Raw genomic sequence first — 21,558 nt, 5'->3', positions numbered from 1 at the left:
CGTCGATCTTTTTCGACTGCTGTTTTTTTATTTATCGTTCCCTTCCAATAAAAAGGAGTGTAACATCAATTGTCAAATTCACAATCACCATCAAGCCCTACTGAACTGAAAAGGAGCCTGAAAGCGCGTCATTTAATGATGATTTCATTAGGTGGAACGATTGGAACAGGTTTATTTTTAGCTAGTGGCGGGGCCATTCATTCAGCCGGACCCGGCGGTGCCTTGGTGGCATACGCAATCATCGGCATCATGGTTTATTACTTAATGACAAGTCTTGCAGAAATGGCAGCGTTCATGCCAGTGGCCGGTTCGTTCCGTGTCTATGCATCCAAATTCGTCGATCCGTCTTTCGGTTTTGCGATTGGTTGGAACTACTGGTATAACTGGGCAATCACCATTGCTGCCGAATTGGCAGCCGTTGTCTTAATTATGAAGTTCTGGTTCCCGGATAGCCCTTCAATTATCTGGAGTGCCATTGCGTTAATCATTATGTTTCTTATCAATTACATGTCAGTTAAAGGTTTCGGGGAAACAGAATTCTGGTTTGCCATGATCAAGGTCGTGACAGTCGTCATATTCTTGATCACGGGTGTTCTGATCATTCTCGGAATCATGGGTGGCAAAGACCCAATCGGTTTTTCCAATTTCACAATGGGCGAAGGTCCCTTTAACGGAGGATTCTTCACGATTCTAGGCGTATTCATGGCTGCCGGCTTTTCATTCCAAGGTACGGAATTGCTTGGAGTGACTGCAGGTGAAAGTGAGGATCCAGAAAAAAATATCCCAAAAGCGATCAGATCCGTTTTCTGGCGTATCATCTTATTCTATATCTTAGCCATTTTTGTAATTGGCATGATCATTCCGTTTACCGATTCACGTTTATTGAGTGAAGATGTTGCCGTAAGTCCATTTACGCTTGTATTTGAAAGGGCCGGCCTTGCATTTGCTGCATCCATCATGAACGCGATCATTTTATCATCCGTACTCTCAGCCGGTAACTCTGGCATGTACGCTTCAACCCGTATGCTATGGGACTTGGCACGTGATGGTAAAGCACCGAAATTCCTAGGCAAGTTAGATAAAAGAGGAGTACCCGTGAATGCCCTTATCGTGACTTCTTTAGTTGGCTGCGTTGCATTCTTAGCTTCGTTTTTCGGTGATGGCGTCGTTTATATCTGGTTATTGAACGCTTCAGGCATGGCGGGATTCGTCACCTGGGTAGGGATTGCGATTGCCCATTATCGGTTCCGCAAAGCCTACGCAGCTCAAGGCCTTGATATGAATGCTTTACCATTTCGGGCAAAAGGCTTCCCATTCGGGCCTATATTCGCACTTGTCCTTTGTATTATCATTATTATCGGACAAGGCTATCAAGCTTTCAGCAGCGATGGGATCGACTGGAATTCAATGTTCGTTTCCTACATTGGCTTGATTCTATTTTTCGTCTTATGGTTCGGCTATAAAATTAAGCACAAAACGAAAATCATTCCCCTAGAGGAATGTGACCTTAAATCAAAATAATACGCAAAGGACCTGTTCTTCTTCCTAATCGAAGAAGAACAGGTCCTTTTTTCATTTCAATTGATAAACACGGCATTCATATGGTTGCAGGGGTTTGCTGGAGATTCCTTCTTCCTCCTGATCATAATTGCCGATCAGCTTTGTGGCAGAATATGCATGCAGCTCTTCAGGCAAAGTATAGGAGGCCTGCTCTTCTTTAAAGTTGCATAGCACCAACAGCTTTTCTTCTTCCAACGATCTCGTGTAGGCAAATATTCGTTCATCATCAGGGAACAGCAGTTCAAAACGGCCATAAACGACGATATCATGTTCCTTGCGTAATTGGATAAGCTTTTTATAAAAATGAAAAATGGAATTGTGATCATTGTAGGCCTTTTCTGCATTAATCTCGGGGAAATTGGGATTAACCTTAATCCAAGGAGTCCCTTGCGTGAATCCTGCGTTCCGGGAGTCATTCCACTGAATCGGTGTTCTCGCATTATCTCGGCTGCGGGCGTGAATGGCTGACATCATCCTCTCTTTTGACCAGCCATGAGAATTGACTAGTTCGTCATATGAATTCAATGTTTCGATATCCCGGTATTCATCGATGCTTTCAAATGCAACATTGGTCATGCCCAACTCTTCCCCTTGATATATATAAGGTGTACCCTGAAGCATATGAAGACAAGCAGCAAGCATCTTAGCGCTTTCAATACGATACTTTCCATCATTACCAAACCTTGAGACAACCCGGGGCTGATCATGGTTGTTCCAGTATAAACTGTTCCAGCCTTCCCCCTCCAAACCAGTCTGCCACTTGGAAAGAATTCGCTTTAAATCGGTAAGCTTCCACTTATCATTACTCCACTTTCCTTCAGGCCCTCTCCCCAAATCCATATGTTCGAATTGAAAGACCATATGTAGCTCACCACGATCTTTACCTGTGAACAATTGTGCGTCCTCCGGTGTGACGCCTGGCATCTCCCCAACCGTAATCACGTCATACCCAGAAAGCGCCCGTTGATTGATTTCCTGTAAAAACTCATGTATGCGCGGGCCATTCAGGAAAAATGGGCTTCCGTCACCAAACTGCTTCTCATGGCGAACGGCTCCATCCGAATAGCTTTGATCTTTTGAAAGGAAGTTGATGACATCCATCCGGAAGCCATCGACACCCTTATCCAGCCACCATGTCATGATACTGTAGATTTCTTCACGGAGCTTAGGGTTCTCCCAGTTTAAATCCGGTTGTTTCCTGCTGAATAAATGTAAATAATATTCATCGGTTCCTTCATCATATTCCCATGCCGAACCTTTAAAAATGGACTCCCAATTACTTGGCTCTTTCCCATTCCTGCCAGGTTTCCAAATATAATAATCACGTTTCGGATTATCTTTTGAGGATCGCGATTCCTCGAACCACGGATGTTCGTCTGAAGAATGGTTGACCACCAGGTCCATCATGATCTTCATTCCACGTTCATGAACTGCCTTCAACAACCTATCAAAGTCAGCCATTGTCCCGAATTCAGTCATGATTGATTTATAATCACTGATATCGTACCCATTGTCATCATTGGGGGATTGATAAACTGGGGATAGCCATATCACGTTCACACCCAGTTCTTGTAAATAATCGAGTTTCATCAATATCCCGTTTATATCCCCTATCCCATCACCATCACTATCCATAAAACTCCTTGGATACACTTGATACACAACTGCCTCTTTCCACCATGCTTTGTCCATGCTTTTCCCCCTTTTTAGCCGCATTAGCACAATCTTTACACCAATACCCTATTATAAAGGGGGAAACTCCAGAATATTCTACTTTTATTCAGCTATTCCCGTTTGAATCATTTCAATATCCAGATCGACCTCGATCGGAATATCGGGATATGCCTCCTCCCAATGTTTTTGATCGAAATTTCTTGTTTTACTTTTAGCGTGATCACCGAGTGCAAGCGGATCTATATTGTTCTCCTGAAACATGGTTACCATCTCATTTAATTTTTTACCAATGATCCGCTCGGCCCTGGCCTCTATTCTATTCAGGTCGACCGCTTTGCCCAAGTCATAGCCTTGGACCTCTAGCAGACTCGCTTTCATTTTCACTCCAATCCTGACCTTGGGGTCTTGATTGGCATTCGAAATATGATACTGGACACGTGACTCCACGTTATTGATATCGGTAAAGTCATTTTCCTTCCATTTAATTTCATAACTCCCCAGCTTAAAGTTTTCACTAAGGACTTTATATAAAAAGCCGTCTTCATAAGGGATATATTTACCGATATAACGATCCTTTTTAAACAAGGCGATCCCTCTCACCCGTATTTGGTCTCCTGTTGTTTCCAATAAAGGCATGACCGGATCGATTCCTTTACCATGATACGCATATAAATACCTGTGAAGATCTACATCAGGCAAATTAGTCCTTATATTCTGTTCGATCAGCTCTTTCACTTGAACTCCTGGAGTTTTAATCAACTTCGGCTCCATTTTAACTACATCCTCCGCTTTGCCATGAACGACAGCTAAATACAAATCCCTTCCCACCATTGGGTCACGCCTATATGTATCGACATAATCATTCAACCCCTTACTTGCCAATTCTTCACCATATAGAATGACTGACAGTCTTCCGCCGACAATCGGGTATGGTGTTTTTGCATTTTCTTGCTGGCGGGCCGACTTTATATCATGGGAGTTCGCTTCATATACTTCTTTACCCAGATCTGCTTCCTCCCCAGGCTGAGGAACACTGACAACGACCGTACCTTGGATTCTTTTCTCTTCGGCATCATCATAACCTACGACTTCAGCAATTAATATATCTTCTAATATTTGCTTTTCCACGCCACACGCCGTCATCAAAAAGCCTGCTAATATTATCAAGAGTAGTTTGATTTTCATGATTTATGCCCCCTGACTTTATAGACGATCGACTGCCATAGGAATAGGAGTGGAAGATACAAATAAACGATATAGAAACCAATTTGCGAACTGATCGTGTTAAATTTATCGATTCTATAGCGGTTATCCAAAAAAATGCAGGAAACTAAGATGATGATCAGAATGAAAACCAACATCTTTTTCTGTCTTAATCCAAATACTCTTTTTGCTGTCCTGCTTGCTGCCCAAACCCCTATGCAAACATTCGGCAGCACCATGAACAGCCAAACGGAAATCCCTATGTATTCGAACCTTTCAATGAATGGAAGGTCTACGATTTTCCATAACGTCAAAGTTGCCCAAATTACATCTTTCAGCTGATCTTGATGATAGTAGGCTAATGAAACAACAATCGATACTAAATAAATCGACATAGTAAACAACGCCCCTAAGTGGGCCCACTTTTGAGATTTTTCACGATTTTTAATAAAAGGATAATAAATGAGGAGCAATTCAAAGCCAAGGTAATTCAGGGTCATTTTCTTACAGGCCTTCATGATTGCCAAAAAGGAATGATCAAGAAAAGGACCCAAATTTTCAAAGTGGGCAAACTTCAATGGGAAATAATTCAAAAGGAATAATGGCGATCCGATAATAAGCCCGATTATGCAAAAACCGGTAATGACCCTGAACCCCCCCTCCACAAAACTATACACGAGCATAAGAATGATGGTTGTTAGCATCAGGACATTGACACCAGGGAACATCCAAACCTGAATGACTTCTAAATAAGTCCTGATAAGAATGATGGAGATCATTATAAAGTAGAGGATGAATAAAATATTGAAAGCATTTCCGACCCATTTACCAAACAAATCCTTGTGGATGGCGACCAAGTCAATTGTTTGGGGACCCCTGCCTAAAAGCTTGAAACACATCCAAAGCAGAACATTTATGATCAACCCTGATATGAGGACCGATATCCATGCGTCTTGGCCAGCCTCTTTCGCTATGATCCGTTCAAACCCCAATATCCCTACTCCAATCTGCATGCCCGGCATCAGAAAAAAAACAAAAAATGGAGATATTTGTTTAGTTTCATTTGGTTTGACTTCCATCCCTTCTCACCGCTTTCTATACCTTATTCATCGATATCATTATGGGAGTTTTGCGTTTCCGCCTCTTTCCTTATCCTTATTGGATTTTCCGTCCGCAGAAACTGCGGGCGTTTTTTCTGTTTTGAAAATGGGAGGCGAATCAGACTATCTTTAAAGTCATGAATTCTTAAGGGGTAAAGCGGGTCTAAATATGGACTGCCAAGCGAAGTCAATTTCAATAAATGACTTAAAATGAAGGCACTGCATAACGCTATTCCAAACAGCCCGTATAACTGGGCTGCAATTAGAAAGGGGAAGCGGATAAGACGAATCGTATTGCTGATTTGATAAATCGGCACCGTAAATGAAGCCAAGGCAGCCAAAGCGACAAGCATCAACAAGACATTACTGACAAATCCCGCTTCCACAGCGGCTGTACCGATGACTATACCGCCAACAATGCCGATGGTAGAGCCTACCTTAGCAGGCAGCCTGACCGCCGCTTCCCTCAGCAATTCGATCGTCCCTTCCAGCACGATCGCTTCCAAGATCGGCGGAAAAGGGATCACTCCCCTGGATGATATTAAGATTGGCAGCAAATCCGTTGGAATCACTTGATAATGATAGGTTAAAACGGCCACATACAGAGGTGAAGACAAAACGGAAAACAGCACTGCGAAAAGCCGAATCAAACGGAATGAAGTACCGAGATTCCAAATTTGAAAATAATCTTCAAATTTCGAGAAGAATGAAATGATGGTATTTGGACCAACCAATGCATGAGGAGACCCATCCAGCATGATCCCTATTTTCCCTTCCGATAATACACTGGCCAGATGATCAGGCCGCTCCGTGTCAATCAATTGCGGAAACATCGAATTCCGATTATCCGTGATCATCTGGCTTACAAACGAAATATCGACGATTGTATCATATTCTATATCTTCAATTCTCTGCATGACTGTCTTAATGATCTTTTGATTTACCACCCCATCTATGTAGAGTACCGCTATCCTTGTTTGCGAGATGCTCCCGACCCGAAATTCCTTGGACTGCAATTCAGGAGTGGGCAACCGGTTACGGATCAGATTCAAATTAGAATCAAGCGATTCAACAAAGGCCTCCTTGGACCCAACGACGGTATACTCCGACTCGGGTGTGGAAATTTGCCTTTTCACACTGTGAACACATGGAATGAGCAAACATATTTCATCATCTTGCTTGAATTGGATCATGATCGATCCTGCCAAAACCAACCTTTGAATGTCTTTTAGATCAGCAGTCAATTTCATATCTTCCATCGGAATATCGCCTTTTAGTTGCTTAAGGACCTTCTTTGGTTGATTCGACATGACTGCCAATACTTGTTCATGAAGCTGTTGTGCACTAACCAGTGAATTGAAGTAAGAGATGATATAGCCATCATCATTCGGGAATTGGAAGGTAAGAAAATCATCAGATGCCTTAAATTTTTTAAGGAGTTCCTGAAAATCCTTGGAAGTAACCTGAAAGGATGCTGCATCCATTTTCCCCCTGCCCTTAAAAAACCTCACCATCCCACCCCCATTACATTTCAAAAGTTTTTTAGTTCATTCGATTATTGTAACCACCCTATTTAAAGTTAGTCATGATCCACCGATATCCTTAAAATAGGAAAAGACCTATCCGGAATCCACCGGATAAGTCTTTAATTCAATAATAACCAATTACCTTTGACTTGGAAAAATCCGTGTTACAAGTTCACGGAACTCTTCAGCGAATCCTGCAACGGGTTTTCCATTCTCGATATCATTCGCATACCCTTCAATTCTTTGAACAAAATCCGGGTTTGCCGACACATAAACTTGGTCTACTGATGGATCGGCTCCCCTTACTGTATCAGCAACCCTTTCTTTAAGGTCATTCGAGATATCCTTATCCCCGCCATCTTTTAATACTGCCCCTACATAAGCATTATTTTCAGTCACGATGACACTCGCGTTACTTACTTCCTTCATGGCTTCAACTCGATTTGAGATATCATCGGAGACTCTCATATCGTTAATACCATTATTATTATTAGCATTATTTTCATCATTAACATTTTGCCTTGTGTCGCTTACATTCATCGGATTATCTAAATTATCCTGATGGGAACGATTCAGGCCAAGATTTTCACTGGCTCCTTCGTTATCATTAGTTGCACAACCTGTAATCATTAAAGCCATCATCGCACTTGATACTATCGCTTTATAATTCATATTCTTCACTCCTCAAAAATCATTTAACATTACTATTTGCGAGGAGTGGATAGATTATTCAGAAGAAGTGACCTTCAAGCCGATTATTCCCACCAAAATGAAACCGACGAATACCAAACGCATCGCATCCTTAGGCTCGTTAAATACGATGATGCCTACCAGAACAGCTCCAAGAGCCCCTATTCCTGTCCAAATTGCATACGCTGTCCCCATAGGCAGCGTTTTTATAGCCGATGACAAAAAGTAAAAACTAATAACCATGCCAGCAATCGTAATGATAGAAGGTAATAATTTCGTAAAACCCTCGGTATACTTTAAACTTGTCGCCCATACCACTTCAAATAATCCTGCAATCACCAATTGAACCCATGCCATCTATTTTCCCTCCAATTACAAAAAAAGCCCGAAAGGTCATAAATCATAACCTCCCGGGCTTTTTTCCCTCCGTGTACGCAGGTTCCTGCGCGTTTCTCTTGGACCTTTCCGGTAAAATTCAGCCGAGGAACCCTAGAAACTTATTATTTCCATACTATATCATGTACATTTCAAATCGGTCAAACACTTATGCATCGCTTCTGTTTCTAAGCTTCCACTTGTCACCTTTAATTGAAAACCAAATATTTTTAAAGGGTTCAGGTATTTCTTTAGCCGCCTCAACCGTATATTGCACGGCCTCTTTTTTATATTGGACATCTTCAGTGATTTCTTGCTGTGTCATGGCGAGTTGGTCCGTCTCCGATTTAATCTGGTCCGTTTTGGCCTGGATGCGTGTAACGGTTTCAGTCACATTTTCAATTGTGGGTTTGGAATCCTTAAATGTTTTAAAAGCAAAAAACGCTAAATAGATAATCGCTCCGATAAAGAGGGCAAGACTAATATATACAATGACCACCTAGATTCCTCCTTTTATTTTACCTTTACTATACCCGTAATAATTGAGCAGAAAACGAATCCCTATGTATTTTCTTTTATGCCTGGTCATATTATTGAAAGAAAAAGGAGGAATGAAAATGAATCAAATGCCTCTGCTTAAAGCCTGTTTTAAAGCTGGAATCCACTTTATCAGACATATGACCATACAGCAGGCTGCCACTATTGCAGGAATCATTTTTTTAATCATTCATCCAGAAATTTTCAGTCCCCTTTGGCTTACACTGGCAACATCCGTCTTGATTCTGCTCCTGCTTTGAAGATTGTAATTAGTCTCCCGCACACTGGTTGAGTTATGGATTTCTTCGCTGACACCCACATCAGGAAAACACCGAGGGTATGCGCAACATTCAGAAGTACATACGGAACCAGCAGGCAACAGGCCGGCGCGTTGGATTTCACCCTTACTGCTAAGTGATTTCAATTCCTTCATAACGATGATCTATAAAGTTTAATCAAACGATTGATTAAAAAGGAATTTGACTTGAACCCCCTTGCGACAGAAGAACTTCCCTCCCCCTTCATTAATTGTTTACACTACATTTGCCATTTTATCAAACGGAAAGTTATTAGAAAATTACAGAATTTGTGTATAATTAGGCTATATTCATTAACTCTTAAGGAGGAATCATAGTAATGGATACTCTTATTCAACAGTTCAGGAATTTGCCCACCACGGCGATTTCTGATGCAATGGACGGGTTGAGCAATCTGGAATCGGCGATTAAACCCTTAAAGGAAGAGTTTCGTCTGGCCGGACGAGCTTTGACCGTACAGATGCCCGTCGGTGATAATTCAGCCGTGTTAAAAGCAATTGGTGAAGCAAAGCCTGGGGATATAATTGTCATTGACAGCAAGGGTGATACATACCGGGCTATAGCAGGAGACTTTGTCGTCGGCATGATGCAGACCATGGAAGTTGGCGGTCTCGTTATCGATGGAGTCATTCGCGATCTTGAAGCGATTAAAGAATTGAATTTCCCTGTTTTCAGCAAAGGGACGACGGTTGCCTCAAGCGGCAAGGCAGGTGTAGGCCAAACAAATATCACCATTTCCTGTGGAGGTGTCACGGTACTTCCAGGTGACATCATCATAGGTGACATGGATGGAGTCGTGGTCGTGCCACAAGCAAAGGGTGAAGAAATCCTGAATAAAGCGAAGGATAAAATCATGAAGGATGAACAGCGTGCTGAAAAATATGCAGGGAAGCCTGATGAAATTAGAAAGTATATTGCCATGATGACCAATAAAGAATGACACATATAAAAAACAGGCAGGAAGCGATGGCTTCCTGCCTGTTTTTTCATTAGCCTTATTTATCGGTCTTATCTTCCTTAGAAGCCTCTTCATCATATGTGTAATCATAATCAGCAGGGTCTATCGGTTTAAAACCATTTGGAGTGTAGAAACGGAGTAAGTCGCCGTTCACTACTTGGTCGGATAAATTGAGCATCGTTTCAGCTCTCTTTTTATAATTGAGGATATCATCATTTTCCTCGACCAATTCTCCTGTTTTAGTATCGTAGTATTTCCCTTTAATGGAAGTGACATCAGGTGTTACAAAATCACCATTCCTGAAAGGTACTACTTCATTATGATCTTTTGACAATAAATCTGAACCGAATTGTACATAATCTTTAGATTCAATTCCTAACAGATGCAATAAAGTCGGGAGAAGGTCAATCTGTCCTCCGTATTGGTGCATTTCCCCGCCTTCAACACCTGGAACATGAATCAATAATGGTACACGTTGCAATTGGGCATTCTCAAATGCGCCAACATCCTCGCCAAGAACTTTTGACATGGCTTCTTTATGGTTTTCGGAAATACCATAATGATCACCATACATAACGATTACCGAGTTATCATATAGACCGGATTCCTTCAGATAATCGAAAAACTCTTTAAGCGCCTCATCGGCATAGCGTGCAGTTTGGAAGTAACTATCAACGGAAGCATCACCTGTCGTATGCTTACCGATTGTTGCTTTTTCCTGGTCCATTGCATATGGGAAATGATGAGATACCGTTATGAATTTTGTATAGAAAGGCTGTTTAAGCGTTTCTAACATTGGAATCGATTCCTTAAAGAACGGCTTATCCATTAATCCATAACTTAGTACTTCCTCTTTATTCTCCATATTATAATGGTTTGCATCAAAGAACTGATTGAAACCAAGAGACTTATACATATTATCCCGGTTCCAGAAAGATTTGTAATTACCATGGAACACAGCAGATGTGTATCCTTGTTGTCCTAAAATAGCTGGTGCTGCTTGATACGTATTTTGGGAACGGTTTGTGAATGCTGCCCCCTGTGGTAAGCCAAACAGGGAATTTTCAAGCATGAATTCAGCATCCGCCGTTTTACCTTGGCCTACTTGATGGAAGAAATTATCAAAGTGCATGAAATCTGATTTATCATGTGCAAGTGAGTTCAAAAATGGAGTTACTTCTTCCCCATTCAACTTATAATCGATAAGAAAATTCTGCATCGATTCCAAATGCAGGTAAATGACATTCTTGCCTTTGGCTGCACCAAAATACTCAGGGTTCGGTTCAGCGCTTGTTGCTTTCGTATAGTTGACGACTTCTGCGATATCCGTGCTGTTAGCAGTCGCACGCTGAGCGTATGTTTTAGTGTTCTGAACGGCATCATAAACCGTATAGTTGAACATGCCCAAATATTTGACGATATAGTTTCGGTCGAATGTTCTTGATAATAATTGTGGGCGATCCTTTTCAGCAAGTCCTAAATTGATCGCGAAAATTGCAAGTCCCGCTAGGTAAACCATTCCGACTGTACGGCGTTTGACTTTGAAGTCTTCCACTTTAAAGTCTTTGAATCTGTACAATACGATCAAAAGAACCGTATCAAGGAAATAAAATACATCATGACCTTTAAATAATTCTAAAATACTCGGTCCTAAATCCCCGGCATTTTGTACTTGCGTCAGGGTTGGCAATGTAATGAAATCGGTAAATGACCGGTAGTATACAATATTGAAGAATAACCATAGGGACATCAATAGATTCAACCTGATGATCCATTTAAACGATTTTTTGCCTCTAGCCAATAGTGCCAAGCCAAAGAATAATATGGCTGAACTAATCGGGTTTATGAACAGCAAGAACTGTTGCAGGCCATTCTCAAGACCTAAGTTAAATTCAATTCGATATCCAATATAAGTTTTTATCCAAAACAAGACTACCGCAATAAAGAAAAAGCCTAGTATGTTATCTGCAAATAAATGCCGGCTTTTTTTAAGAAAATTATTCATGCTTTCACCTCTATTAATCTAGTGGTTTATTTATATAAATTTTTACAAACTTACAAAAGACGGAAAATCGGAAACCTTATAATAGCATTCTTTCACTTGGATAGTCAAGATTGTGAAAACCACCTTTTGTCACATCCATAACTCTAAATCCAGAACACTTCTTTAGCTTATGAACAAGCCTTTGAAAAAATACAGAGGTTCGCCCGTCTCGAATGTTCAGCGCACCTATAACAAATATATAGGAACTCCATGTCTTAATCCAATAAATATTACCGTAACTTTTTGGGGTGACTGCGGATGACAGTCACTGTTTTAGTTTCACGTCCTTGAACCTTTTTCATTATAAACGACTCTTAATAAAAAAACCAGTACATTACAAAATATGTAAAGATATAAATCTTCAATTATTGAAGAATACCTGTAATTCCGAGGATTCCTTTCCCGATATTTCGACAGTTGAAACTGGATTGCCGAATACATGGATGCATCTCTCCTCCGCACTTTTGTTACCCCATTCAAAATCCAAGCCTGCAAAAGTTTGACTCATTCATAATTGCATCCTGCCGCTCCAAAATCCCATAAAATAACAAATGGATTTCGTGTAATATCGACATCATTCCCTCCAATTTCTTTATTAGCTTTTTTCAAAAATATTTCCTGAAAATCCTGATCATATTAGTTTTATATTTATACTTTAAGGATAATTTTTATCATCCATAAAAGATTTGATTTACCAAAATTAACTTATATTACAATTTATAAAACTCCTCTTGGAAACGGAAAGCTTCAAGTATCCATGGATTTGACATTATAATAGGAAGAAACTGAATTTTTTCATATCGACTGTAGGGTCACATTCCTTCGATTTCAGCCCATATAAGCTATAAAAAGCAACTGGAGTGAATATACCTTGTCCTTTTCCCATTTCCCCTTAATTTGGTCGTGGGGGACCTTATAAGCTTACCTGTGTTTCTCAACTTTATATGTGAATTCTTTCGCCCCCTTTGTTAGTATATTGGTTTCATCGAGCTTTATTATAAAAAATAAAAAAATCCTGCCCTCGATCGAGGACAGGATTTTCTTTAATCATATTTATATTACTTAATGCCTTCTGAAACTTCTTTAACCATAGCGTTAACAGATTCTAAACCGCCGCCTGATAAGTACCAGTAGTTAGGGTCTAGATAAATGATGTTACCTTCTTTAAATGCCTTTGTATTTTTTACGATGTCATTTTCAATCGTTTCTTTCGCTGCAGCACCATCACCGGCAACAGCATCTCTATCTACAACGAATAGGTAGTCAGGATTCTTTTCAGCAATATATTCGAAAGAAATACTTTGACCGTGTGTCGATACTTCCAATTTATCATCTACTGCAGGTACTCCGAATACATCATGGATGATTCCAAATCTTGAATCCGGTCCGTAAGCACTTACTTTTCCACCGCTGGAAAGAACGATTAAACCAGTTTTGTCAGTTGGAGCTTTTTCTTTCAAAGCATTGATGTTTTCTTCAACACTTGCCAATTCTTTAGCTGCTTCGTCTTCTTTATCGAAGATTTTACCCAAAAGTGTTACGTTTTCTTCAAATGATTCCATATACTTTGTTGTATCTACACCAACAAAAACAGTAGGGGCAATTTTGCTTAATTCCTCATATGCATCAGATTGACGGCCAGAAATAAGGATTAAGTCAGGAGCAATTTCGTTAATTTTTTCGAAGTCAGGCTCTTTTAATCCGCCGGCATTTTCAGTTGTACCTTCATATTTAGAAAGGTATTTTGGAAGGCCATCATGAGGAACAGCTGCCACTTCTACACCCAATTTATCAAGAGTATCAAGAGCACCCATATCGAATACAACGACTTTTTCAGGGTTTGTTTTTACTTTCGTTTCTCCTAGTTGGTGCTTAACTGTAATTTCTTCGCTTTTAGCATTTTCTTTTTTCGCGCTTGATTCTTCTTTTTCCTTATCTGATCCACAAGCTACAGCCACTACAGCCAGCATTGCAACCAAAAGCAGTAAAGATAATTTCTTAATCATTATGGTCACCTCGAAAAGTATTTTTTTATTTAAAATTACATATTGAATCCTCACCTTCACAGAGTTTACCTTCATCACTTTCCCTGCCATATGAACAGGAGGCGGCTAAAGTCCTGGGCGCCCGCCAACTCTTAACAGCCTAATGTGCGTTTGAGATATTCTGGGACGGCTACGAATACTGAAGTAATTTAAAACCAAATGGAATTGTCTTAAGTGAAGTACACACAGATCTTATTGTCATTGATATTTTGGATTTCAATATCCATATCATAGATTTCCTTTAATACATTGGAATTGATGACTTGTTCGGTAGGTCCATTATGAACAACCTTGCCATCCTTCAATGCGACTATATAGTCGGAATAACAGGATGCAAAATTAATATCATGAATGACGATAATGACCGTTTTCCCTAATTCATCGGCCAATCTCCTCAATACCTTCATGATTTGGACGGAATGCTTCATGTCAAGATTGTTCAGGGGTTCATCAAGTAGTACATACTCCGTGTTCTGAGCAATAACCATGGCAATGAAGGCCCGCTGTTGCTGCCCGCCGCTAAGCTGGTCAAGAAACTTATCCTGCATGTCTGCAAGTTCCATATATTCAATCGCTTCATCGACATATTCCCAATCCTTTTTGGTCAGCTTGCCTTGTGAATACGGAAAACGGCCAAAGGCGACGAGTTCACGAATCGTTAATCGGATATTGATGTGGTTAGCCTGCTTTAAGATGGCAATCTTCTTCGCAAGTTCATTGCTATTGAATTTCCCCATATCCTTACCATCGATCAGGACTTCTCCTGAATCCCGGGTAATGAGCCGGCTGATCATCGAAAGGACGGTACTTTTCCCCGCTCCATTGGGACCGATGAAGGATGTGATTTTGCCTTTCATTATTTCAATGGAAACATCCTCGACAACCGTTTTACTATTATATTTTTTGAATAAATTTTTCACTTCTACCATGATTTATTCTCCTTTAATAGAAGATAGATGAAATAGACACCGCCGACAAAGTTGATGATGACACTCAATGTGGTAGTGAACGTAAAGATCCTCTCCACAATGAATTGGCCGCCGACCAGGGCAATCACACTGATCAGCATTGCACCCGGGATGATATGTTTATGCTGATAGGACTTAATGAATTGATAAGCCACATTTGCAACAAGCAATCCGAGGAACGTGATCGGACCGATCAGGGCAGTCGAAATGGAGATTAAAACCGTAACGACGATTAAAACCCGCTTCGTGACAAAATCATAATCCACACCCAAGTTTATGGCTTGGTCCCTCCCTAGGGACATGACATCTAAATACTTCAAGAATCTCATGAAATATATCATTGCCGCTATCATGAGGATAATAGCTAAAGTTAACAGGTCCGTGTTGACATTATTGAAGCTGGCGAACATTTTATTTTGAATGATTTGAAATTCATTCGGGTCAATCAATACCTGCATGAATGAGGACATGCTGCCGAATAAGGTTCCGAAGATGATACCGATCAGCAATAGGAAGTAAATATTACGGTTTTTCTTGAACATGAACTTGAACAGCAGGCTGGAAAAAATAAGCATGGCCGCAAGTGTAATCAGGAAATTGAGATTTTTATTCACGATCATGATATGCGTTGAACCGAAGATGAAAATGACTCCCGTTTGGATCAGCATATACATGGAGTCCAACCCTAAAATGCTTGGTGTCAAGATTTTATTATTCGTGACCGTCTGGAAAATCACTGTTGAAAAAGCTATTGCACAACCAACCACGATGATGGCGATGATTTTTATGACCCTTCTCGGCAGAGCATAATCCCAATTCGGGCCAAGGTCCCAAAAGATATAACCTGCCGTTAAAGCTGCTGCAAGAACAGCCAATATAATGATTCTACTTTTATTATTCATATGCCTTTCTCCTCATTATCAGATAGATAAATACGGCGCTTCCTATGACACCAACCACGAGTCCGATCGGGATTTCAAATGGATATATGAGGATCCTGCCCAGAATATCGCAGATCAATAGGAAAACTGCCCCTAGTAATGCTGTATGAGAAAGACTCTTTTTCAAATTGTCACCAAGGTAAAGGGATACAATATTTGGTACGATCAGTCCTATGAAAGGAATCGTTCCCACCGTTAACAAAACGACAGTGGAGGATAATGCCACGATGATCAACCCAAAATTGACTATAAGCTTATAATTGAGTCCTAGATTGATAGCAAACTCCTCACCCATCCCTGCCACAGTGAATTTATTGGCAAAGAAGTATGCGAGAATGACGAGAGGGATACTTAGATATATAAGTTCGTACCTTCCCGACATGATCATCGAGAAATCCCCATTCATCCATGTGTTGAGGCTTTGAATCAAATCATATTTATAGGCAAAGAAAGTCGAGATGGATCCGACGATATTACCAAACATCAAACCAACCAATGGAATGAAAATCGTATCCTTATATTTCACTTGATCAAGAATTTTCATGAACAAGAATGTACCTGCCAAAGCGAATATGAATGCGAATGCCATTTTCTCAATAAGTGCCGCCGATGGAAAAATGATAATGGCAAGAAGAAGTCCCAGCCTTGCAGAGTCCATGGTACCGGCAGTCGTCGGGGATACAAATTTATTGCGGCTCAATTGCTGCATGATCAGACCGCTTATACTCATCACAATACCGGCAATGATTATGGTCACCATTCTGGGGAAACGGCTTTGCAGCATGATTTGCACTTTATCATCACTTAGATCCAATAAATCCAGGGGGGTAATATCTTTTACACCAATGAATAATGACGTAAATGATAAAACAATTAACGCCATGAATAAATATCTTATCTTCATCTACATTTCCTACTCTTCCTATCTCACTTAATACAGCGATAATATTTTTAATTAAATATATTTGAATACAGACTATCGCAAAGTCCACTATTGAAATCGCGATCATGAAGTTGCAATAGTTACAAGGTTCTTCCATTCGTGATAATGAGATTCATTATCATTATCAGTCATTCTTATTCTATCATCTCTCAGATATGTGTCAATATATACAAGTGAATTAGTTTGATATTCTCCGGATAGTCAGATTGTAATGAATTTGGATGAACCAATCATGCATTTCGTTACAGGAAATGATAAAATCAAAATAACAAATATTTACTCTTCCAATGAAAGAAGCGATATGATGAAAAACTTTTTATCCAAAGTGTTCTCAAAAAAGGCGAAAATCCAAATTGAATTTTGCCAAAATAATCTTGACCGCTTCCTTAATGAACAAACTGTTGCCGATTATGGTAAGTTCTTAGAGAATCCAAGGATTCAATATAAGGAATATGAATGTTTAAGTGAGTGTAAACTTTGTAAGAATACCCCCTATGCGAAAGTGAATGGCAAGATAATGAGTGGCGAAGATTCACAGGATCTTTTAAATAAGTTACAAGATCAATTGAAATGATACGGGCCAAGCAAATTGCTTGATCGTGTCATTTTTACTTCCCACCTGTAATTATACAGAATACAGGTGATGAACATCTATTAAAAGGCATTGCGAATTGTGCTATGGAATCATTAATCTAGTCGTTACTTCCTGTTTTTCACTATTTCAAACGTTTTCACTGTATAGATAGCTTGAAATATGATAATTTATGGAAAAAGATAGACAGGAGGACGTCCATGAAAAAAATCATTCCTACCATCGTATCAGTCGTAACACTAGGCCTTGTCACTGGATTGCCTGGCCCTATAGCCAAGGCGGAAGAATTCACCCCTTATTATGGAAATGGTCCAAGCTACATTCAACCAGATAACCTCTCCCACCTTTTCCCTGACCCTAATGTTTCTTTCAAGACCCCTGCCTTTAAACAAAACAAGATCGCCTTTACGAGCCAGGAAGAATTGTTGGATTCCATCAGGTCCCTCTCCCATAAAAACAAAAACATCCAGGTCAAGACGATAGGTAAATCCACAGAAGGACGCGACATCCCGATGCTTCTTTTCAGCAAGGATTCAAAAAGGCAGATTAAGAATTCCCATAAACCATTGATTTGGATTCAAGGTCAAATCCATGGCAATGAACCCGCCTCAGGTGAATCTACATTAGTCCTTGCACAATGGCTGGCTGAAGGCAAGCTTGGTGATGTCCTCGATAAAGTGAATGTTGCCATCGTTCCACGAGTCAATCCTGATGGCTCTTATTATTTCAAACGATATACCGCAAATGACATGGATGCGAATAGGGACTACTTAAAAGTGGAGTATCCTGAAGTGCAGACGATTCATCAGTCAATCGATGATTATGAACCTGAAGTCATTCTGGAAGTACATGAATATACAGTGAATCCTGCCCCCCTGAAAAAGGTGGGAGCAAATGGATCGATCGCTTCCTATGATTTACTCATCTCCTCAGCCAAGAATTTAAATATTCCCGCACAGCTTCGAAAAGCTTCCGATGAACTGCTTTTGCCTAATGTTTTTAAAACTTTGGAAAAAGAAAAGCTTTCCTATCATGATTACTATACACTGGCCACTTCTGATGATGGAGTCCTTACCGCCACAGAAGGAAGCACAGAAGCCCGGATTGGCCGAAACGCCCTCGGTTTGAAAAATACAATGACCTATTTAATTGAAACAAGGGGGATCAATATCGGCCGTACGGATTTTAAACGACGTGTTTTTGCACAAGCTACAGCACAGGCAGCATTCATCAAAACGGCAGCCGAACAGGCCAATAAGGTTAAAAAAGCCGTTAGTCAGGCAGAAACTGAAGTCGTGCGAAAAGGGCGAAAAGCAAATGATAACGATAAAATTGTCATCACCAGCGAAAATAAATTGATTAAGGATCAAAAATTGACAGTAGTCGATTTAGCGAAAGCTAAAATGGTCGATGCCTCCATCGATTGGCTGGATTCTACCGATGCCTACCCTACCCTTGTCAGAGATCGTCCGACAGCTTATATCCTTCCACCAGAATATAAAAATATCGCCCAGAAACTTCAGATATTGGGAGTGGAAGTGAAAAAATTAAAAAAACCTATGAAAGTAGCTGTTGAAAGCTATAGGGTCAAGGATTTAAAAGTTTCCGCTGAACTGGAAAGCGGACATTCCACAAGGGAAGTAACGACCACGGTTACTTCAAAAACCCGGGATTTCCCAAAAGGAAGCTATGTTTTCGACATGGCCCAGCCTGATGCCAACTTCATCTCCCTTGCCCTCGAACCTGAAGGCATGGACAGCTATGTGACATTCAATTTCATCCCGGCTGACAAGGGAAAAGAATTGCCGATTTACCGCTATATGCAGCCATCTTCCTTACCCGTTAAATGATGCATAGTATCTAAATGACGCTTTGGCAGCTTTCATTGCCAAAGCGTTTTTTAGTTTCCCCCCTCCTTTGATTTCTTGAATGCAACGACAAGTTTTGAATATACATATTAACGGAAAATGTGTTTTTAGAGGAGGAAAGTCATTGAACCAACATGTACAATTGGAAATCAACCGCCTTGTTCACCGCTTGAAACAAGACCAATCTGCTGATGGTTCGTGGAATTATCCCTTCGACACCGGGATAACGGCAGATGCCTATATGATCATATTATTGAAAATTTTAGATATGGAAGACACTCCTCTTATAGAGGCTTTAGTAAAAAGAATCGAAAGCAGGCAAACGGAAAACGGTTCATGGAAACTTTTCCAAGACGAGAAGGACGGCAATGTTACGGTTACGATCGAGGCCTACTATGGCCTTCTTTTTAGCGGACTCCGCAATAAGAATCATCCCCATATGAGAAAAGCCAAACAATTCATTCTTTCCAAGGGCGGCATCAAACAGGCCAAAATGTTAACGAAAATGATGCTTACCGTCACCGGACAATATCAATGGCCTCGCCTATTCCCCATTCCTCTCGAAGTGGTCTTACTGCCTCCGACCTTTTTCGTCAGCATTTATGATCTTTCCGTATATGGGCGGGTCAACATGATTCCATTGCTATTGCTTGGCCATAAAAGGTTTCAAATCAAGACCCCTGACACGCCAAATCTAAAAGATTTATTTCAAACAAGGGAGGACCGATCCGAAGAGCGTATGTGGGAAGAGTATCGTACCGAAGAATATCGTTCCTTTTTCTCTAAACTTCAAACAGGCGTTAAAACCTTGATTGGTTATCCGGATTATTTGCATTCCTTAGCATTGGATTCAACGAAAAGGTTCATGCTCGACAGGCTGGAACCAGACGGGACACTGTACAATTATTTCGGTTCTACCTTTTTCATGATCTTTGCCCTCCTTTCCATTGGATATTCGAAAAGAGATCCAGTGATTCTAAAGGCCATGGCCGGTCTGAAGGGGATGGCCTGCTCCATTGAGGGACACACACATATCCAGTTCACTACGCCCCATGTTTGGAATACATCCTTAATAAGCTACGCCCTTCAAGAAGCGGGAATGCCTTTCAAAGACAAAGCGGTCAAGGCGGCCAATCAGTACTTGCTGTCACGCCAGCATTATATGTATGGAGATTGGCTGATCCATAATCCTAACGCGATTCCAGGCGGCTGGGGGTTCTCGGATTTAAATACCATGAATCCGGATGTCGATGATACGACCGCCTCACTGCGGGCGCTGGCTAAGCAACTTCAAGCAAAACCGGATAATCGGGACAGCTGGCAGCGCGGTGTCTCCTTCACGATATCCATGCAAAATGATGATGGCGGATTTCCAGCCTTCGAGCGGAATAACGACCATAAATGGCTGCAGCTTCTTCCTATAGAGGGTTCTAAATATCTCCTGACTGACCCTTCCACCGCTGATCTGACAGGAAGGACGCTGGAATTCCTGGGGAACTATACAAATATGAAAAAGCCGGAAGAAGTCAGTAAAAGAGCGGTGGATTGGCTATTGGAAGACCAGAAGCGTGATGGCTCCTGGTATGGGCGCTGGGGCATCTGCTATCTATATGGCACATGGTCTGCACTGACCGGCATGAAGGCAGCAGGGCAAGCCACTGGACATCCATCCATCCAAAAAGCCCTAACTTGGTTGAAGAAAATTCAAAATGAAGATGGCGGCTGGGGTGAATCTTGTTACAGTGATATCAAGCAACGATATATCCCCCTCGGAACTAGCACACTGACACATACAGCCTGGGCTGTGGATGCGTTGATATCGGCATCAGAAAAGCCGACAGCAGAGATTGAAAAAGGCATTGCCTATCTCATCCTTGCAGGTCAACAAGAAAGCTGGACCAATGATTATCCTGCAGGCCAGGGAATGGCAGATTTTTTGTATATCCATTATCATAGCTATCGCTATATTTATCCCCTTTTAGCCTTAAGTCATTACAATAAAAAATTCCTGGAGACTTAATCGCCAGTGTTTTTTTCATATTAAAGGTGAATATGTGGATTACCTGTGGAAAAGTAGTGAATAACACCGGAAAGTTATCCACAATCCAAGGTTATCCACATTCATTTATACGTAAAAGTGCAAAATGCAAGAAATTCCCCGTCATATTGTTGATTAATTCATTTCAGCGATGTAAGGATGACTTGGTTTATACAGGC

Annotated in this window: 19 protein-coding genes and 1 riboswitch; of the genes, 6 read left to right on the top strand and 13 right to left on the bottom strand. The window is 40.8% G+C overall.

The genetic code is table 11. The features are described 5' to 3' along the window. Positions 1 to 69: 69 nt before the first annotated feature. Positions 70 to 1,521 carry an amino acid permease gene (locus ACIROD_RS20770; RefSeq protein WP_230176186.1) on the top strand — a complete coding sequence of 484 codons (1,452 nt, stop codon included), beginning with the start codon at positions 70 to 72 and terminating at the stop codon, positions 1,519 to 1,521. A 51-nt stretch (positions 1,522 to 1,572) separates the two neighbouring features. Here ACIROD_RS20770 and ACIROD_RS20765 read toward each other — a convergent pair whose 3' ends face one another. The 7 genes from ACIROD_RS20765 to ACIROD_RS20735 form a co-directional block, all read right to left on the bottom strand. Next, entirely contained in the window at positions 1,573 to 3,252 is a 1,680-nt protein-coding gene (locus tag ACIROD_RS20765; RefSeq protein WP_402943658.1) for a glycoside hydrolase family 13 protein, read from the bottom strand. Positions 3,253 to 3,336: 84 nt separating this feature from the next. Further along, positions 3,337 to 4,419 (bottom strand): Ger(x)C family spore germination protein, encoded by a 1,083-nt coding sequence (locus ACIROD_RS20760; protein WP_402943655.1) that lies wholly within the window; start codon positions 4,417 to 4,419, stop codon positions 3,337 to 3,339. Next, on the bottom strand, positions 4,416 to 5,516 hold the full coding sequence (locus ACIROD_RS20755; protein ID WP_230176183.1) for a GerAB/ArcD/ProY family transporter: 1,101 nt from the start codon (positions 5,514 to 5,516) through the stop codon (positions 4,416 to 4,418). Before ACIROD_RS20755 ends, ACIROD_RS20760 begins: the two co-directional genes overlap by 4 nt. Positions 5,517 to 5,539: 23 nt before the next feature. Beyond that, positions 5,540 to 7,051, bottom strand: coding sequence for a spore germination protein (locus tag ACIROD_RS20750; protein WP_402943652.1), 1,512 nt, complete (start codon positions 7,049 to 7,051; stop codon positions 5,540 to 5,542). Positions 7,052 to 7,201: 150 nt separating this feature from the next. Beyond that, complete coding sequence (locus ACIROD_RS20745) at positions 7,202 to 7,735, bottom strand: YhcN/YlaJ family sporulation lipoprotein (protein WP_402943649.1); 534 nt, start codon at positions 7,733 to 7,735, stop codon at positions 7,202 to 7,204. Between the two features lie 54 nt (positions 7,736 to 7,789). Then, positions 7,790 to 8,110 carry a quaternary ammonium compound efflux SMR transporter SugE gene (gene sugE / locus ACIROD_RS20740; RefSeq protein WP_101223677.1) on the bottom strand — a complete coding sequence of 107 codons (321 nt, stop codon included), beginning with the start codon at positions 8,108 to 8,110 and terminating at the stop codon, positions 7,790 to 7,792. 48 nt (positions 8,111 to 8,158) lie between these two features. After that, positions 8,159 to 8,257, bottom strand: a riboswitch (guanidine-I (ykkC/yxkD leader). 40 nt (positions 8,258 to 8,297) lie between these two features. Then, on the bottom strand, positions 8,298 to 8,627 hold the full coding sequence (locus tag ACIROD_RS20735; protein ID WP_101223678.1) for a DUF948 domain-containing protein: 330 nt from the start codon (positions 8,625 to 8,627) through the stop codon (positions 8,298 to 8,300). 118 nt (positions 8,628 to 8,745) lie between these two features. Between ACIROD_RS20735 and ACIROD_RS20730 the strand changes: the two genes are divergently transcribed. Together ACIROD_RS20730 and ACIROD_RS20725 are read left to right on the top strand one after the other, a co-directional pair. Then, positions 8,746 to 8,925 carry a hypothetical protein gene (locus ACIROD_RS20730; protein WP_101223679.1) on the top strand — a complete coding sequence of 60 codons (180 nt, stop codon included), beginning with the start codon at positions 8,746 to 8,748 and terminating at the stop codon, positions 8,923 to 8,925. Between the two features lie 376 nt (positions 8,926 to 9,301). Then, positions 9,302 to 9,922: an RraA family protein gene (locus ACIROD_RS20725; RefSeq protein WP_402943645.1), complete on the top strand. Its 621-nt coding sequence runs from the start codon at positions 9,302 to 9,304 to the stop codon at positions 9,920 to 9,922. Positions 9,923 to 9,977: 55 nt separating this feature from the next. Here the strand turns inward: ACIROD_RS20725 and ltaS are convergent, their stop codons facing one another. The 6 genes from ltaS to ACIROD_RS20695 form a co-directional block, all read right to left on the bottom strand. After that, positions 9,978 to 11,945, bottom strand: a complete 1,968-nt coding sequence (ltaS, locus tag ACIROD_RS20720; protein WP_402943642.1) for a lipoteichoic acid synthase — start codon at positions 11,943 to 11,945, stop codon at positions 9,978 to 9,980. Positions 11,946 to 12,345: 400 nt separating this feature from the next. Beyond that, complete coding sequence (locus ACIROD_RS20715) at positions 12,346 to 12,492, bottom strand: hypothetical protein (protein WP_402943639.1); 147 nt, start codon at positions 12,490 to 12,492, stop codon at positions 12,346 to 12,348. 550 nt (positions 12,493 to 13,042) lie between these two features. Continuing rightward, positions 13,043 to 13,987 carry a siderophore ABC transporter substrate-binding protein gene (locus ACIROD_RS20710; protein WP_427573762.1) on the bottom strand — a complete coding sequence of 315 codons (945 nt, stop codon included), beginning with the start codon at positions 13,985 to 13,987 and terminating at the stop codon, positions 13,043 to 13,045. A gap of 212 nt (positions 13,988 to 14,199) precedes the next feature. Further along, complete coding sequence (locus ACIROD_RS20705; protein WP_402943633.1) at positions 14,200 to 14,958, bottom strand: iron ABC transporter ATP-binding protein; 759 nt, start codon at positions 14,956 to 14,958, stop codon at positions 14,200 to 14,202. Then, positions 14,952 to 15,899 carry an iron chelate uptake ABC transporter family permease subunit gene (locus ACIROD_RS20700; RefSeq protein WP_402943630.1) on the bottom strand — a complete coding sequence of 316 codons (948 nt, stop codon included), beginning with the start codon at positions 15,897 to 15,899 and terminating at the stop codon, positions 14,952 to 14,954. Before ACIROD_RS20700 ends, ACIROD_RS20705 begins: the two co-directional genes overlap by 7 nt. Next, entirely contained in the window at positions 15,892 to 16,842 is a 951-nt protein-coding gene (locus tag ACIROD_RS20695; protein ID WP_260358723.1) for an ABC transporter permease, read from the bottom strand. The genes ACIROD_RS20700 and ACIROD_RS20695 overlap by 8 nt, the downstream gene beginning before the upstream one ends. A 271-nt stretch (positions 16,843 to 17,113) precedes the next feature. Between ACIROD_RS20695 and ACIROD_RS20690 the strand changes: the two genes are divergently transcribed. The 3 genes from ACIROD_RS20690 to shc all read left to right on the top strand — a co-directional run bounded on the left by ACIROD_RS20690 (position 17,114) and on the right by shc (position 21,361). Beyond that, a complete protein-coding gene (locus ACIROD_RS20690) occupies positions 17,114 to 17,455 on the top strand; it encodes a DUF1450 domain-containing protein (RefSeq protein WP_402943626.1) in 342 nt (113 codons plus the stop codon). A 218-nt stretch (positions 17,456 to 17,673) separates the two neighbouring features. Then, on the top strand, positions 17,674 to 19,323 hold the full coding sequence (locus tag ACIROD_RS20685; protein WP_402943623.1) for a M14 family metallopeptidase: 1,650 nt from the start codon (positions 17,674 to 17,676) through the stop codon (positions 19,321 to 19,323). 142 nt (positions 19,324 to 19,465) lie between these two features. Further along, positions 19,466 to 21,361 carry a squalene--hopene cyclase gene (gene shc / locus ACIROD_RS20680; RefSeq protein ID WP_402943620.1) on the top strand — a complete coding sequence of 632 codons (1,896 nt, stop codon included), beginning with the start codon at positions 19,466 to 19,468 and terminating at the stop codon, positions 21,359 to 21,361. Positions 21,362 to 21,558 lie beyond the last annotated feature (197 nt).

Origin of the sequence: Peribacillus sp. NPDC101481 (assembly GCF_044767165.1) — a bacterium.
In the GTDB taxonomy this organism is placed as follows: domain Bacteria; phylum Bacillota; class Bacilli; order Bacillales; family DSM-1321; genus Peribacillus.
The sequence above is the reverse complement of the archived record's forward strand: the minus strand, read 5'-3'. Positions and strand labels throughout refer to the sequence as shown.

Coding starts and splice junctions, on each gene's coding strand:
- ACIROD_RS20765 (WP_402943658.1), bottom strand. CDS start 3,252: ATGGACAAAGCATGGTGGAAAGAGGCAGTTGTGTATCAAGTGTATCCA.
- ACIROD_RS20760 (WP_402943655.1), bottom strand. CDS start 4,419: ATGAAAATCAAACTACTCTTGATAATATTAGCAGGCTTTTTGATGACG.
- ACIROD_RS20755 (WP_230176183.1), bottom strand. CDS start 5,516: ATGGAAGTCAAACCAAATGAAACTAAACAAATATCTCCATTTTTTGTT.
- ACIROD_RS20750 (WP_402943652.1), bottom strand. CDS start 7,051: ATGGTGAGGTTTTTTAAGGGCAGGGGGAAAATGGATGCAGCATCCTTT.
- ACIROD_RS20745 (WP_402943649.1), bottom strand. CDS start 7,735: ATGAATTATAAAGCGATAGTATCAAGTGCGATGATGGCTTTAATGATT.
- sugE (WP_101223677.1), bottom strand. CDS start 8,110: ATGGCATGGGTTCAATTGGTGATTGCAGGATTATTTGAAGTGGTATGG.
- ACIROD_RS20730 (WP_101223679.1), top strand. CDS start 8,746: ATGAATCAAATGCCTCTGCTTAAAGCCTGTTTTAAAGCTGGAATCCAC.
- ACIROD_RS20725 (WP_402943645.1), top strand. CDS start 9,302: ATGGATACTCTTATTCAACAGTTCAGGAATTTGCCCACCACGGCGATT.
- ltaS (WP_402943642.1), bottom strand. CDS start 11,945: ATGAATAATTTTCTTAAAAAAAGCCGGCATTTATTTGCAGATAACATA.
- ACIROD_RS20715 (WP_402943639.1), bottom strand. CDS start 12,492: ATGAGTCAAACTTTTGCAGGCTTGGATTTTGAATGGGGTAACAAAAGT.
- ACIROD_RS20705 (WP_402943633.1), bottom strand. CDS start 14,958: ATGGTAGAAGTGAAAAATTTATTCAAAAAATATAATAGTAAAACGGTT.
- ACIROD_RS20700 (WP_402943630.1), bottom strand. CDS start 15,899: ATGAATAATAAAAGTAGAATCATTATATTGGCTGTTCTTGCAGCAGCT.
- ACIROD_RS20695 (WP_260358723.1), bottom strand. CDS start 16,842: ATGAAGATAAGATATTTATTCATGGCGTTAATTGTTTTATCATTTACG.
- ACIROD_RS20690 (WP_402943626.1), top strand. CDS start 17,114: ATGCATTTCGTTACAGGAAATGATAAAATCAAAATAACAAATATTTAC.
- ACIROD_RS20685 (WP_402943623.1), top strand. CDS start 17,674: ATGAAAAAAATCATTCCTACCATCGTATCAGTCGTAACACTAGGCCTT.